General features: G+C 62.0%; 14 protein-coding genes. 3 read left to right on the top strand and 11 right to left on the bottom strand.

Annotation, left to right across the window (positions count from 1 at the left end; all coding sequences use genetic code 11):
* Positions 1-35 precede the first annotated feature (35 nt).
* The 9 genes from hslU to P3T25_RS35450 form a co-directional block, all read right to left on the bottom strand.
* Positions 36-1,382 (bottom strand): ATP-dependent protease ATPase subunit HslU, encoded by a 1,347-nt coding sequence (gene hslU / locus P3T25_RS35490; RefSeq protein WP_154559686.1) that lies wholly within the window; start codon positions 1,380-1,382, stop codon positions 36-38.
* A gap of 9 nt (positions 1,383-1,391) precedes the next feature.
* Complete coding sequence (gene hslV / locus P3T25_RS35485; protein WP_028197737.1) at positions 1,392-1,928, bottom strand: ATP-dependent protease subunit HslV; 537 nt, start codon at positions 1,926-1,928, stop codon at positions 1,392-1,394.
* Positions 1,929-2,244: 316 nt separating this feature from the next.
* Positions 2,245-2,664, bottom strand: a complete 420-nt coding sequence (gene dksA, locus P3T25_RS35480; protein WP_054037155.1) for an RNA polymerase-binding protein DksA — start codon at positions 2,662-2,664, stop codon at positions 2,245-2,247.
* A 659-nt stretch (positions 2,665-3,323) separates the two neighbouring features.
* The gene (locus tag P3T25_RS35475) at positions 3,324-4,427 is read right to left on the bottom strand and encodes a CobW family GTP-binding protein (protein ID WP_429361745.1); all 1,104 of its coding nucleotides are present in this window, start codon (positions 4,425-4,427) and stop codon (positions 3,324-3,326) included.
* Between the two features lie 230 nt (positions 4,428-4,657).
* Complete coding sequence (locus P3T25_RS35470) at positions 4,658-5,860, bottom strand: class I SAM-dependent rRNA methyltransferase (RefSeq protein ID WP_154559687.1); 1,203 nt, start codon at positions 5,858-5,860, stop codon at positions 4,658-4,660.
* A 98-nt stretch (positions 5,861-5,958) separates the two neighbouring features.
* On the bottom strand, positions 5,959-6,882 hold the full coding sequence (gene xerC / locus P3T25_RS35465; RefSeq protein WP_171925206.1) for a tyrosine recombinase XerC: 924 nt from the start codon (positions 6,880-6,882) through the stop codon (positions 5,959-5,961).
* 34 nt (positions 6,883-6,916) lie between these two features.
* Positions 6,917-7,636 carry a DUF484 family protein gene (locus tag P3T25_RS35460; RefSeq protein ID WP_171925205.1) on the bottom strand — a complete coding sequence of 240 codons (720 nt, stop codon included), beginning with the start codon at positions 7,634-7,636 and terminating at the stop codon, positions 6,917-6,919.
* Between the two features lie 188 nt (positions 7,637-7,824).
* On the bottom strand, positions 7,825-8,688 hold the full coding sequence (dapF, locus tag P3T25_RS35455; protein WP_171925204.1) for a diaminopimelate epimerase: 864 nt from the start codon (positions 8,686-8,688) through the stop codon (positions 7,825-7,827).
* 81 nt (positions 8,689-8,769) lie between these two features.
* On the bottom strand, positions 8,770-9,654 hold the full coding sequence (locus P3T25_RS35450; RefSeq protein ID WP_171925203.1) for a lipid A biosynthesis lauroyl acyltransferase: 885 nt from the start codon (positions 9,652-9,654) through the stop codon (positions 8,770-8,772).
* 278 nt (positions 9,655-9,932) lie between these two features.
* Between P3T25_RS35450 and metK the strand changes: the two genes are divergently transcribed.
* Positions 9,933-11,123, top strand: a complete 1,191-nt coding sequence (metK, locus tag P3T25_RS35445; protein ID WP_168435638.1) for a methionine adenosyltransferase — start codon at positions 9,933-9,935, stop codon at positions 11,121-11,123.
* A gap of 201 nt (positions 11,124-11,324) precedes the next feature.
* Here metK and P3T25_RS35440 read toward each other — a convergent pair whose 3' ends face one another.
* Positions 11,325-11,693: a hypothetical protein gene (locus P3T25_RS35440; protein WP_154559691.1), complete on the bottom strand. Its 369-nt coding sequence runs from the start codon at positions 11,691-11,693 to the stop codon at positions 11,325-11,327.
* Between the two features lie 462 nt (positions 11,694-12,155).
* Here P3T25_RS35440 and P3T25_RS35435 point away from each other — a divergent pair, with 462 nt between their 5' ends.
* Positions 12,156-12,917 (top strand): phytanoyl-CoA dioxygenase family protein, encoded by a 762-nt coding sequence (locus P3T25_RS35435; RefSeq protein ID WP_154559692.1) that lies wholly within the window; start codon positions 12,156-12,158, stop codon positions 12,915-12,917.
* 62 nt (positions 12,918-12,979) lie between these two features.
* On the opposite strand, the gene P3T25_RS35430 is transcribed toward P3T25_RS35435, so the two are convergent.
* A complete protein-coding gene (locus P3T25_RS35430; RefSeq protein ID WP_266240703.1) occupies positions 12,980-13,186 on the bottom strand; it encodes a DUF3185 family protein in 207 nt (68 codons plus the stop codon).
* Between the two features lie 219 nt (positions 13,187-13,405).
* Between P3T25_RS35430 and mgrA the strand changes: the two genes are divergently transcribed.
* Entirely contained in the window at positions 13,406-14,449 is a 1,044-nt protein-coding gene (gene mgrA, locus P3T25_RS35425) for an L-glyceraldehyde 3-phosphate reductase (protein ID WP_154559694.1), read from the top strand.
* Positions 14,450-14,620 lie beyond the last annotated feature (171 nt).

Genomic DNA, 14,620 nt, shown 5'->3' with positions numbered 1-14,620 from the left:
CGACGCCAGCATCGGCATCGACGTCTACATCAGCATCACAGCACGTAGCGCGACAGATCCTCATCTTCCGCCACTTCGTTCAGCGCGCGATCGACATACGCTGCGTCGATCTGCACCGTCTTGCCCGAATGATTGCCGGCTGCGAACGAGACATCTTCAAGCAGTTTTTCGATCACCGTATACAGACGGCGTGCGCCGATGTTTTCGGTCTTCTCGTTGACCGAGTACGCGATTTCGGCCATGCGGCGAATGCCGTCGTCGGCGAATTCGAGGTGCACGTCTTCGGTGGCCAGCAATGCCTGGTATTGCTTCACGAGGCTCGCGTCGGTCGACACCAGAATCGATTCGAAATCGCCCACCGACAGCGAATCCAGTTCGACCCGAATCGGGAAGCGGCCTTGCAGTTCCGGAATCAGATCGCTCGGCTTGGCCAGATGAAACGCGCCACTCGCGATGAACAGAATGTGGTCGGTCTTCACCATGCCGTACTTGGTGTTGATCGTGGTGCCTTCGACGAGCGGCAGCAGATCGCGCTGCACGCCCTGACGCGACACTTCGCCACCGCCTGCTTCATTGCGCGATGCGATCTTGTCGATTTCGTCGAGGAACACGATACCGTTCTGCTCGACGTTCTGCACCGCTTTGGCTTTCACCTCTTCGTCGTTGAGCATCTTGCCGGCTTCTTCGTCGGTGAGGACCTTCAGCGCTTCCTTCACCTTCAGCTTGCGGCGCGTTTTCTTGCCGCCGCCGATGTTCGCGAACATCGAACGGATCTGCTCGGTCATGTCTTCCATGCCCGGCGGCCCCATGATGTCCATGCCGACTTGCGGTTGTTCGACGTCGAGTTCGATTTCCTTATCGTCGAGCAGACCTTCGCGCAGGCGCTTGCGGAAGGTCTGGCGCGTGGTGCTGCCTTCGTCGGCGGTATCCGCCGCGCTCGAACTCGCACCGAAACCGACCGGGCGGGCGCTCGGCAACAGAATGTCCAGAATGCGGTCTTCGGCCTGATCTTCAGCCTTGGTCCGCACTTTGCGCATTTCCGTTTCGCGCGTCTGCTTGATTGAGATCTCCATCAGATCGCGCACGATGCTGTCGACGTCGCGGCCTACGTAACCGACTTCGGTGAATTTGGTGGCTTCGATCTTGATGAACGGTGCGTCGGCCAGTTTCGCCAGACGTCGCGCGATTTCGGTTTTACCGACGCCAGTCGGTCCGATCATCAAAATGTTCTTCGGCGTGATTTCCTGACGCAGCGGGTCTTCAACCTGCTGACGGCGCCAGCGGTTGCGCAGCGCCACGGCAACCGCTTTCTTCGCGCGGCCTTGGCCGATGATGTGTTTGTCGAGTTCTGAGACGATCTCGGCAGGGGTCATAGTGCTCATCGTGGGTCCTTACTCGATCGTCTCGATGACGCGGTTATGGTTCGTATAGATGCACATGTCGCCGGCAATCTCCAGCGACTTCTCCACGATCTCGCGCGGCGACAGCTCGGTGTTGTCAACGAGCGCCTTGGCCGCGGCTTGCGCGTAAGCGCCGCCCGAACCGATCGCGCAGATGCCGCCTTCCGGATCGAGCACGTCGCCGTTACCGGTAATGACGAGGGTGGTGGTGGCGTCCGCCGCGATCAGCATCGCTTCAAGGCGGCGCAGCATGCGGTCGGTGCGCCAGTCTTTGGCGAGTTCGACGGCGGCGCGGGTCAGATTGCCCTGATGTTTTTCCAGCTTCGCTTCGAAGCGGTCGAGCAGCGAGAAGGCGTCGGCCGTGCCGCCGGCGAAGCCGACCATCACCTTGCCGTTATAGATGCGCCGGACTTTCTTCGCACCGCCTTTCATGACGATGTTGCCCAGTGTCACCTGGCCGTCGCCGCCAAGCGCGACCTTGTCGCCGCGGCGCACGGAAACGATCGTTGTGCCGTGAAATTGCTCCATATGCGTTCCTCTTTGCAAAACGGGTAGGACACGGCAGCACAAGGTAATGCACCACCGCATGAATCCTGGAAGCGGACGGCGCGCAACGCTGAAACGATCAACCGGCCGGCGCGCGCTCGTGCAACGCATGTTCGACTTATTTTAGGGCGTGCGCGGTCATATCAAGAGCCGGCAAACGGCATAAGACAAAAACACGGGGTTCAGAGCGGGGGATTGTGCGGAGGCGCACACAAAAGAAAAAAGGCGCACAGATCACCGTGCGCCTCTCGACGAAGCAGCTTAAAAGGGCGCGGAGCCGAAGCCGCGCCGTTGGCGTTCAGTCGCCGAACAGCTTCTGGCGCAGTTCGCGGCGTTCCTGCGCTTCGAGCGACAGGGTTGCCGTGGGCCGTGCGAGCAGACGCGGAACACCAATCGGCTCACCGGTTTCTTCGCACCAGCCGTAGTCACCCGAATCGATGCGCGCGATCGATTGCTGCACCTTCTTCAGCAGCTTGCGCTCGCGGTCGCGCGTGCGCAGTTCCAGCGCATGCTCTTCTTCGATCGTTGCACGGTCGGCCGGGTCCGGCACGATTACTGTTTCGCGCAGGTTCTCGGTCGTCTGGCCGGCATTGCGGAGAATGTCCGCCTGCAGCTGTTCGAGCTTGTTCTTGAAGAAAGCGAGCTGATCCTCATTCATGTAATCCTTGTCGCTCATCTTCAGGATTTCGGCTTCAGTCAAGAGTCGTTTCGTCGTCATCTGGCTTGCTTCTTCAATGTGAGGCAAAACTCTTACATAGTGCCCGCACTTTCGTATTGCCCGCAAAGGCGCCACGAGGACGCTGAGCGCTGGGCGGGCACGGACGATGGGCTGTCGGTGACGCCGAAGCGCCTTGCGCCCACGCGCCGGGCGTCGCTACGCCAATGCGGGGCCGAACTCCTCTGGAAACCGTTTCTCAAATGCTCCTGAGGCATTGCTTGCCGGCAGCGAGCATTGTCTGCTGTGCCAGCCGGCATTGTCGGCGTGAGTTCCGGATAAGATTTTCCGGCGCCGTTTCAGGCCCGGCGCGGAATACGCGCTGACCGGGCAATTCGTTGTCATTCTCCAGTGGGCACGTATTGTAACTGAATCACAATCCAGCACCGCAACTGGTGAAAATACCCCGGCGGCGCACTGATATCCCGAAAATATAACGCGCGCACGGTCAAAAAGCGATGGTCGTGCACGCTTTAATACAGCAGGGTTTTCACGTGCTTTTCACACAGCCGACATTTCAGCAGGCTTTCGGGGCGCTCCTCTCGGTATTCTGCAGACGATTACCGCGATGCCCGCCGGACACACGCTCATGATTAGCGCGCTCCAGCATGCCGCGTGCCGTGCCATTTGCCTGACCCAGTAAGGCGCGGCACACGTGACGCTTACGCCAGACAGGCGTCCAGGCCATCGGTGATCAGGTCTTGCGGCAGTTCGATGCCGATGAACACCATCTTGTTGGTCTTCTTCTCGATCGGCTGCCATTTCGCGGCCAGATCGCTGCCCATCATCTGGTGCACACCCTGGAACACCACCTTGCGGTCGACGCCCTTCATATACAGCACACCCTTGTAGCGCAGCAGGCGCTCGCCGTAGATCTGCAGGATGCCGCCGAGGAAGTCCTCGAGTTTGTTCGGATCGAACGGACGGTCGCTGCGGTAGACGAACGATTTGATCTTGTCGTCATGGTGCGCGTGATGGTGATGCGCGTGATCGTTGCCTTCGTGGTCGCACTTGCCGTGATCATGATCGCAGTTTTCGTGATCGTGATCGTCGTGATCGGCATGGGTGTGGCCGTGCTCGTCATGCGCGTGAGCGTGGCTGTGAGCATGTTCGTCTTCAGCGAGGAAGTCCGGGTCGATTTCGAGCTTCGAATTGAGGTTGAAGCCGCGCAGATCGAAGATTTCCTTGATGTCCGCTTCGCCGAAGTTGACGACCTTGATCGCCGCACGCGGGTTCATGTGCAGCAGGCGATGGCGCAGATCGTCCAGGTGCTTTTCGTCGACCAGATCCGACTTGGTGATGAACAGGCGATCGGCGAAGCCGACCTGGCGTTGCACCACTTCGTGCTCGTCCAGTTGATGGTTCGCGTGCTTCGCGTCGACCAGCGTGATGATCGCGTCGAGCAGGAATTCGTTGGCGATCTGGTCGTCCATGAAGAACGTCTGCGCGACCGGGCCCGGATTGGCGAGACCGGTGGTTTCGATCACGACACGGTCGAAATCCAGTTCGCCGGACTGCTTCTTCGCCGCCAGATCGCCGAGTACGCGCGACAGGTCGCCACGGATCGTGCAGCAGATGCAGCCGTTGCTCATCTGGATGATCTGCTCGCTCGTGTCTTGCACGAGAATTTCGTTATCGATGTTCTCTTCGCCGAACTCGTTTTCGATCACGGCGATCTTCATGCCGTGCTTTTCGTTCAGGATGCGCTTGAGCAGGGTGGTTTTGCCGCTGCCGAGAAAGCCGGTCAGGATGGTGACTGGGATCATATTGGTCGCCTTGTACGTGAGTCTGTGCGTAATCGAATTTACAGCGCGAATGTGCAACAGCCGCGCAAGCTGCGGCGAATGCGTCTGCGAATCCGGTTTGCCGGGCGCGGCAGCCTGACGGCGCGCGACCCGATCTAGCCGGATATTGAAACATATCTGTCAAGCCGGCGCTGGCAGCGGGGGCGAACCCCTTCGCGGCACGTGGGAAATAACCCTGAAGCTATGGGCGATCAGGCAATTTGCAACAGCAGGCCTTTCAGGTATTCGCCTTCGGGGAAGGCGGTGAGCAGCGGATGGTCGACCCCGGCGCCGAGGCGCTTGAGAATCCGCGCATCGACACGCGCATCGGCCGCCGCGCCTGACACGATCTTCTGGAACAATTCGGAGTCGATCGCGCCGGAGCAAGAGTAGGTGAACAGCAGGCCGCCCGGGCGCAGCAGCTTCAGGCCGGTCAGGTTGATGTCCTTATAGGCGCGCGAGGCGCGGTCCACGTGTTCACGCGACGGCGCGAATTTCGGCGGATCGAGCACGACCAGGTCGAAGCGTTCGCCTTCGTCGTACAGGCGGCGCAGGGTTTTGAACGCGTCGGCGTCGAGCCAGGTGGCGCGTTCGGCGTCGAAACCGTTGGCGGCCACGTTCTGCTGTGCGATCGCGAGCGCGTCGCCGGACGAATCGATCGACACCACGCGCTTTGCCCCGCCTTTCAAGGCCGCCAGCGAAAAGCCGCCGGTGTAGCAGAAGCAGTTCAGCACGTCGCGATCCTTCGCCAGCTCCTGCACCAGCAGGCGGTTGTCGCGCTGGTCGACGTAGAAGCCGGTTTTGTGGCCGTTGCGCACGTCGACGTGATAACGCACGCCGTTTTCGCTCGCGATCAGCGCTTCCGACGGGGCTTCTCCGGCCAGTACGCCGGTGATCTGCTCGAGCCCTTCTTTCTGGCGAATCGACACGTCCGAGCGCTCGTAGACGTTCGGGCAGCCGGTCGCGTCGGTCAGCGCCGCGACGATCGCTTCCTTCCATGCTTCGACGCCCGCCGCCATGAACTGGCACACCAGCTGGCTGCGCTGGCCTGCGTCCTCAGCGACGTAGTGATCGACGATCAGGCCAGGCAGGCCGTCCGCTTCGCCGAAAATCAGCCGCACCGCGCCGGTGTTGTGCACCATCGTTTGACGATGCGCGAGCGCGCGCTGCACGCGGCGCTTGAAGAACGCGTGATCGATCGGCTCCATTTCGTCGAAGCTCCACACGCGTGCGCGAATCTGCGAATGCGGGCTGTAGGCCGCGCGGGCGAGGAAGCGGCCGTCGTGCGCGCGCACCAGCACGGTCGCGCCGGGCGCGGGATTGCCGTCGACGCGATCGATCACGTTGGCGTAGACCCACGGATGGCGGCGCAGCAGCGATTTTTCTTTCGACGGTTTGAGCGTAACGGTATTCATCAGGGTGTCAGCAGGAGCAGTAAGCCGCGTGGACAAAGAGGCACACGGCAGGTGAAGCGAAGGCGGAGACCGCAAGCCGCAAAAAGCAAAGAGCGGAATCAGTCGCGTTTTTTGGCGCGCGGATGCGCCTGATCGTAGACGTGCGCGAGATGCTGGAAATCGAGCGCGGTGTAGACCTGCGTGGCGGTGATGCTGGCGTGCCCGAGCAGTTCCTGCACGGCCCGCAGATCGCCGCTCGATTGCAGCACGTGCGTGGCGAACGAATGCCGCAGCACGTGCGGGTGCACATTGGCGGGAATGCCGGCGACCAGCGCCGCGCGCTTCACGCGATCACGCACGACATTCGGCGACAGCCGATTACCGCGCGCCGAGAGAAACAGCGGATGCGGATCGTGTTTCACCATCTGATCGCGCACCGCGAGCCACGCGTTCAAGGCGTCGATCGCTTTGCGGCCGACCGGCACGATGCGGCGCCGGTTGCCTTTGCCCAGCACTTCGACTTCGGCGGAGTCGAGCTTGAGCCAGCCCGCGGAGCGGTAGCCGTCGGCGTCAGCAAAGCGGGCGTCGAGGCCGACCAGTTCGGACAAACGCAGGCCTGACGAGTAGAACAGTTCGAGCATCGCGTGGTCGCGCAAACCTTCGGGCGTCGCAGCGGGCGGGCTTTCCATCAGGCGTGTGGCGTCGTCGACGGAAAGCGCTTTCGGCAGTGCTTTGGCCTGCTTCGGCGCCCGCACGGTGGCGACCGGGTTAGCCGGCAGATCGACGCGACCCGCGAACCAGCGGTAAAACGCTCGCCAGCACGACAGCCGATGGCTGATCGAGCGCGCCGTCAGGCCGCCGGCATGCGCCCGTGAAACCGCGCCGCGAATATCGACAGCGGTGAGGCTTTCGAGCGGCCGGCCTTTGGCCAGCAGCTTGAGCTCTTCGAGTTCGTGCGTGTAGCCGCGCAGCGTATGCGCCGACAGTCGCCGCTCATGTTCGAGATTCGACAGATAGGCGGCGATCGGGTCGGCTTCGGTCACGATGGCCTTTGGCGGGATCGGCGGACCAGCGGCTTTAGCGCGGCAGCAGACGGCTCAGCGCCGCGCTTGCCAACGCGCCGATCTGCGTCAGGAAATCGGTCGCCATGCCGTCGTGGAAGCGGCGGGCGTCGGCCGAACCCATAACCAGCAGGCCGAAGGTGGACGCTTCTTCCTTGCCTTCGGGGTCGCGCAGTGCAAGCAGCGCAATCGACTCAGTGGCGTGCGCGGACTCGCCTGTACCGCCTGCGGACCCGTCGTCGCTCACCGCCGACACCGCCGGCACCAGCCACTGCGCCGCTTCGAAGCCGGTGTTCGCGCCACAGTACGGCGTGGTGAGGCTATTCGCGAAGATTCGCACTTCCTCGCCGACATGGCGCGCGAACTCAGCCTGCGCATACGGCTCGGAGACATCCCACACGCGCAGTGCGGCTTGCGGCACGTCGAAAATATCGCGCAAGCCGTTGGAGATCGTGCGCGGCAAGGCGTACGGATCGCGCTCGGCCATCACGCGGATGGTCCAGCGATTGAATTTCGAGGCGATGCTGTCGTTTTCGTGACCGTAGCGCAGCAGTTCGGCCAGACGCCGTTCGAGATGCTTGTTCTTGTCGCGCAGCATTTCCATCTGCCGCTCCTGCAGCGACACCGCGGCTTTGCCGTGCGGGTTCGCAAGCCGGATGGTCGCGAGCATTTCCGCGTGTTCGGCGAAGAATTCGGGGTTGGCGAGCAGATATTCGGCGACTTCGCGATCGTTCATGGTTTCGGCTAAAGGACTACGGGACGACGCCTTCGGGCGGCGCATCGGTCATGAGTTCGGTCGGCCGGTGAAAGCGCTGTTTCGTCCGGCCTTTCATCGGCTTCTTCATAGGCCTGTTCGAGGCCACGTGTCTGGTACTTCCTGGGCCGATCGCTCGGCCGCTGAATCGGGTAGTGCGCTGGCGCGGGTCAATCGGCCAGTTCGATCTCGCCTTCAAAAACGGTTGCTGCGGGGCCGGCCATCAGCAGCGGCGCGCCGTCTTGCGTGCTGTCCCACGTGATGGTCAGCTTGCCGCCGTGCGTGTGCACCTGCACCGGCGCGTCCAGCAGCCCGCGGCGAATGCCGGCAGCGACTGCCGCGCACGCGCCCGTGCCGCACGCCAGCGTTTCGCCGGCGCCGCGTTCGTAGACCCGCAGCTTGATCTCGCTACGGCCGACGATCTGCATGAAACCCGCGTTCACTCGCTGCGGGAAACGTGCATGCCGTTCGATCACCGGACCCTCGACGAGGACCGGAAAATCTTCAACATCGTCGACCACTTGCACCGCGTGTGGATTGCCCATCGACACCACCGAAATCCAGCGCGTCACGCCGTTCACGTCGAGCGGCCAGAGCGTGTCCGCACCCTCGCGGCGGCCTTCGAGGCCTTTGGTGGCGAACGGTACGCGCTCCGGTTCGAACACGGGGGCACCCATGTCCACCAGCACCTCGCCGTTTTCCTGCATGGTCAGCAGGATGGTGCCGTTCTGCACTTGCACGCGCACGCTGCGCTTGTCGGTCAGGCCGTTGTCGCGCACGAACTTGACGAAGCAGCGCGCGCCATTGCCGCAATGCTCGACCTCGCCGCCGTCGCAATTGAAGATGCGATATCTGAAATCGACGCCGTCCACGGTGGGCTTCTCGACCAGCAGCAACTGGTCGGCGCCGACGCCGAAATGCCGGTCCGCGAGCGCGCGCACCTGCACCGGCGTCAAGTTGACCGGTTGGGTGTAGCCGTCGAGCACAACGAAGTCGTTACCCGCGCCGTGCATTTTGGTGAATTTCAGTTTCATCGCGCTATTGTAAGTGACGCGCCCGCAGGTGGGCCGAACGCCGTTTTATTTAAGCGTTCGGGCGCTTTTTTCGAAGGCCGCTCAGTAGACGCTCGGCTCGCCCGGCGGCCGGGTCTTGAAGCGCTTGTGCACCCAGTAGTACTGCTCGGGGATCAGCGGAATCTGCTCTTCGAGGAAGGCGTTCATGCGGCGCGCGTCGGCGTCGTCGTCGCCGGTGGGATAGTTGTCCCAAGGCTTGAAGACCTTCAGCCGGTAGCCCTTGTAGTTCGGCAGCACCTCGCCGATGAACGGTACGACTTGCGCATGGCCGACCCCGGCGAGCCGCCCGACGGCCGTCAGCGTGCAGGTCGGTACGCCAAAGAATGGCACGAACGTCGAATTGCGTGCGCCGTAGTCCATATCGGCGCCGAGCATGACCGGCTTGCGGTCGCGCAACCAGCGCAGCACGATGCGCGCACTGTCGGCGCGGCTTGCCATGTCTGCGCCGAAGCGGCCGCGCGCGGCGATCGCCACGTCGTCGAGCACCTTGTTGGACATCGGCTGATAGAGCGCGCCACACTGCCGGCGCAGCGCGTGATTGATGAACACGGAGCCCGCCTCAATGCCGACGAAATGCGCGCCGAGCAACAGGGTGGGCGGCATGTCGGGATCCAGCAGATCGATCTCGCTATCCACCTGCACGAGCTTCTCCAGCTTCTTTGCGGACCCGAACCACTGAACGCTGCGTTCGACATAGCTGCGGATCGCGTGGCGGAAGTGTTTCTGCGCGATCTCTTCGCGATGCTCGGCGCTCCACTCCGGGAAACACAAGCTCAGATTGATGTGGACGATGCGCTTACGGTTGCTGGGGATCTGATAGAGCAGCCAGCCCAGCCCGTCGCCCAGTCGCGCAACGAAACCGTACGGCAACAATGCCAAAAATTTCAGCAGTCCAATGGCCAGGTAGGCACCAACACGACTTAGCATGCCTCCCCTCCGTGTAGGGCGTCGAGCGACGCTTTGCTCAAGAAACCTGAAGACGGGTCGAAATACACCACGGGTGATCACTCTGTGACAATCGAAGGAAGTCGCTATAATAATGGCTTCGCCGAGTTAATAGACAACTTGCGGGGCGAAGCTGGCGGGTGCGATCCATGGGATAGGCCCCCTGCCGGTAAGGTAATCCGCTAAAGCGTCGCCGCTTCAAGGCTCCCGAAGCTGGCTACGTGAAACTCAACCGTAACCACACAACAGGAGTCTGCAACGTGGCAAACGACTATCTCTTCACTTCCGAATCCGTCTCCGAAGGCCATCCCGACAAAGTCGCGGACCAGATCTCGGACGCAATCCTCGACGCCATCCTGACCCAGGACAAGTACTCGCGTGTCGCAGCCGAAACGCTGTGCAACACGGGTCTCGTCGTGCTGGCCGGTGAAATCACCACCACCGCGAACGTCGATTACATCCAGGTCGCGCGCAACACGATCAAGCGCATCGGCTACGACAACACCGATTACGGTATCGACTACCGCGGCTGCGCGGTGCTGGTGGCTTACGACAAGCAATCGCCGGACATCGCCCAGGGCGTGGACCGCGCGCACGACAACAACCTCGATCAAGGCGCCGGCGACCAGGGCCTGATGTTCGGTTATGCGTGTGAAGAAACGCCGGAACTGATGCCGCTGCCGATCCACCTGTCGCACCGTCTGGTGGAGCGTCAGGCGAATTTGCGCCGCGACGGCCGTCTGCCCTGGCTGCGTCCGGATGCGAAGTCGCAGGTTACCGTGCGTTATGTCGACGGCAAGCCGCATGCGATCGACACGGTCGTGCTGTCCACGCAACACTCGCCGGACATCGATCTGGCCACGCTGCGCGAAGCCGTGATCGAAGAAGTCATCAAGCCGACGCTGCCGGCTGACCTGATCAAGGGCGACATCAAGTTCCTGGTGAACCCGACCGGCCGGTTCGTGATTGGCGGCCCGCAAGGCGATTGCGGTCTGACGGGCCGCAAGATCATCGTCGATACGTACGGCGGCGCGGCTCCGCACGGCGGCGGTGCGTTCTCGGGCAAGGATCCGTCGAAGGTCGACCGTTCGGCGGCTTATGCCGGCCGTTATGTCGCGAAGAACATCGTGGCGGCTGGTTTGGCGTCGCGCTGCCTGATTCAGGTGTCGTACGCGATCGGCGTTGCCCAGCCGACGTCGGTCATGGTCAACACGTTCGGCACGGGCCGCGTGTCGGATGCAACGATCACGCGTCTGGTGCTGGAGCATTTCGACCTGCGTCCGAAGGGCATCATCCAGATGCTCGACCTGCTGCGCCCGATCTACGAGAAGAGCGCGGCCTACGGTCACTTCGGCCGCGAAGAGCCGGAATTCACGTGGGAAGCCACGGATAAGGCTCTGGTGCTCGCCGAAGCAGCAGGCACCGAACCGGTTGTCGCGCTCGCCGAATAAGCGCACGCAGTCCGCTTCAGCAAAAAACCCCGCCGGCGCAAAGCCGGGCGGGGTTTTTTTATTGCCTTCGAATCCGCTGTACGGTGGGGCGATGACGGCGTCAACGCCGCAACGGGATGTGCTCGCTGCAGCCGGAATGCTGACGTGGGGCCGTTCGAGGCTGAATTGGCGCCTCGCTCAACGGCTCATTCACCTGCTGATTTAGCGGCTAGCAAACGCGAACGCAAACCAGCCGGTGCTACCACTCGTCGACATCCGGCGCGGGCGGCGGCTCGTGCTCTGGGGAGCAGCGACCGGCGCATTGCGCGTGGCGGTGAGACGCAGCGGCGTCGGTTTGCGCAGCAGCGTGCGCAGCGAAAAGCGGCGCGAACTGCCTTGCAGGCGCAGTGCGGAGAAGAAGGTGTGGAACCACGTGCGAATGCCGTCGACCGCTTTGGCTTCGCGCCATTGTTCGCCTAAGGCGCGAGTGCGGGTGGCATGGTGACGCAGTGCACGCACGACATGGCGGCGCGCCGGACGCGCCGCTTTCAATGCGGCGCGGGTAAGACGGGTGCTCAGAAGAGTATGCATGGCTTCACAAGTAGGCAACGTGTCGCGCGACGGAGTGTGCGCCAGAAGGAGCACCAAATGTGCCAACGGCGGTGTCGCGATGGACGGCGCGAAAGCCCGGAATTCGACTGGAAAGGACACGGAGGACGGCGGAGTCGGCCCTGGCGGCCTGTGCGTGCCGTAAAAGTGCGGGAGGAACGATCAACATGTGTGCAGGCTACACGCGATTCATGACGTCAGAAAGTCGGTTTTTACCCTGCGAATACGGGTTTTTACGGGGTGAACGCGACGTGCGTGTTTGCGGGGTCGCGCCCTTTGCGATCGATTTTCGTGCGTGCGTGCCCTGACAGCGTGCCATGCAAACCGCCCATTCGCGTGAAAGTAGTGCGTAAGGTCATGGCTTCCCGACAGGTGAAACAGCGCACGGTCCGATCGCGCCCGTTTTACAATCGAGCATCAGTCAGTCGAAAGTAACGGAACACCATGTCACTTCACTCGAAGAAAGAGCAGATTCAAACGTTGCGGGAGCAGGGATTTGTCGTCGTGCCGGGACTGGTTTCGCCCGAGCGTTGCGCTGAACTGAAGCAGATTGCGGAGCGCCAGTTGCAGGAAGCGGCGGCGCCGATCGAGTTTGAAGCGGATCTGCGGTATCCGGGCGCACCGGAATCCAAACACGCGCCGGGCGGGCATACGGTTCGCCGCCTGCTGGATGCGTACGGGCGCCACCCGCATTTTGCGCAATGGGCGACCGCGCCGGAAATTCGCGGCTGGATGGAGTTGTACTTCGGTGAGGAGCCGCGCCTATCGCGGGCGCATCACAATTGCATGATGACCAAGCACCCTGCCTATGGCAGCTTGACCGGCTGGCATCGTGACGTGAGGTATTGGTCGTTCGAGCGTGACGACCTGGTGTCGGTGTGGCTCGCGGTCGGGTCGGAAACGGTGGATAACGGCGCGTTGTGGTTGGTGCCGAAATCGCACAGCGCGGTCTTCACGTCCGACCGCTTCGACGAGGCGAAGTTTTTCCGCTCCGATCTGGAAGAGAATCAGGCCTTGATTCGCACCGCGGTTTCGCCCGAACTGAAGGCCGGCGACGTGGTGTTCTTTCATTGCAACACGCTGCATTCGGCTGGCAAGAATCTCAGCGATCAGGTGAAATTTTCTTTGGTGTTCACCTATCACGGGGCGAGCAATGTGCCCCTGCCGGGATCTCGCTCGGCGGCCAAGCCCGAAATTGCCTTTTAGGTTTTTTTGCCTTGCGCGGCGCGGATGTCCGTTGGTCCGGCGCCGCGCAGGCAATGAACGCTCTACCGCTTGCGTCCGGAAATAGCCACCCCGGTCAGGCCGGCAATCGTCGCGATAACGCCGCCCACAATCAGCACGATCGCCTTGTTGGTCGGAGATCCGGTGAACACGCGGGACACTTCGCTGCTGACCGAGTTGAACGCCTGACCGCCGAAATACAACAACACGATACCGCCGACAATCAGCGCGATTGAAATCGCCTTCGTCATGAACCCATCCCTCCGCTAAGCTTTGATCGGCCAAAGTGTAGGGGAGCCGCAAGCCGTCGTCCATCCCGCATAGTGGGCGCCTGCACGCATCACGGCGATTGGCTACCATAACGGTCTGGCCTCACCCATACCTGAATATAAAACCTGCACGCCTCCCGCAGCATGTGATTTCCTCACGCCCGTGATCGCCGGGCGACTTCAACATCAAGGACACTAGCAATGGCTTACGAAGCAGCTTCAGAACGCTATTCGGACATGCAATACCGCGTCTGCGGCAAGTCAGGTCTCAAACTGCCGGCACTGTCGCTGGGCCTGTGGCACAACTTCGGCGATACCACGCCGATCTCCACGCAGCGCGACATCCTGCGCACGGCCTTCGATCTGGGCATCACGCACTTCGACCTCGCCAACAACTACGGCCCTCCGTACGGCAGCGCCGAAACCAATTTCGGTCGGCTTTTCAAGGATGACTTCAAGCCGTATCGCGACGAACTGCTGATTTCGTCGAAGGCAGGTTGGGACATGTGGCCGGGTCCGTACGGGCAAGGCGGTGGCTCGCGTAAATACGTACTCGCGAGTCTCGATCAGAGCCTGCAGCGCATGGGCCTCGATTACGTCGATATCTTCTATTCGCATCGTTTCGATGCCGATACGCCGCTCGAAGAAACCGCCGGTGCATTGGCGACCGCGGTGCAGCAGGGCAAGGCACTATACATCGGGATTTCGTCATACTCGGCCACCAAGACGCTCGAAATGGCGAAGCTGCTCGCTGAGTACAAGGTGCCGCTCCTGATTCATCAGCCGGCGTACAACATGCTCAACCGCTGGATCGAACAGGAATTGCTGGACACGCTCGAGAAAGTCGGCGCGGGCGCCATCGCGTTCACGCCGCTCGCGCAGGGCTTGCTCACCGGCAAATATCTGAACGGCGTGCCGGAAGACGCGCGCGTCAACAAGCCGGGCGGCGGTTCGTTGAAGCAGGAGCATTTGAGCCCGCAAAACATCGAGCACGTGCGCAAGCTCAGCGACATCGCGCAGCGTCGCGGACAAAGCCTCGCGCAGATGGCGCTCGCCTGGGCGCTGCGCGATCCGCGCGTCACGTCGGTGCTGATCGGTGCAAGCCGCGCGGAGCAGGTGCGTGAGAACGTCGGCGCGCTGAAGAACCTCGCGTTCTCGAAGGAGGAGCTGGCGGAGATCGATCGCTACGCGACCGAAGGCGGCATTAACCTGTGGGAAAAACCGTCGACGGATCAGGCGATCTGATCCCGTGGCGTTTCAGGTCGTAGTTAGAGACACGCCTTAGAAACGAAGAAAGCCGCCCGTGAGGCGGCTTTTTTCAACGCAGTTCAAGCGCACACGCTTCCCGCGCAATGGCCGAAGCGACTGCGTTCAGTCGACCGAACCATCGGCGAAGCGCACAGACCGCCTTCGCCG

The sequence above is a fragment of the Paraburkholderia sp. GAS32 genome (genome assembly GCF_050434225.1).
In the GTDB taxonomy this organism is placed as follows: Bacteria; Pseudomonadota; Gammaproteobacteria; order Burkholderiales; family Burkholderiaceae; genus Paraburkholderia; species Paraburkholderia madseniana.
Note: the sequence above shows the minus strand (reverse complement) of the source record. Positions and strands in the feature narration are given on the sequence as shown.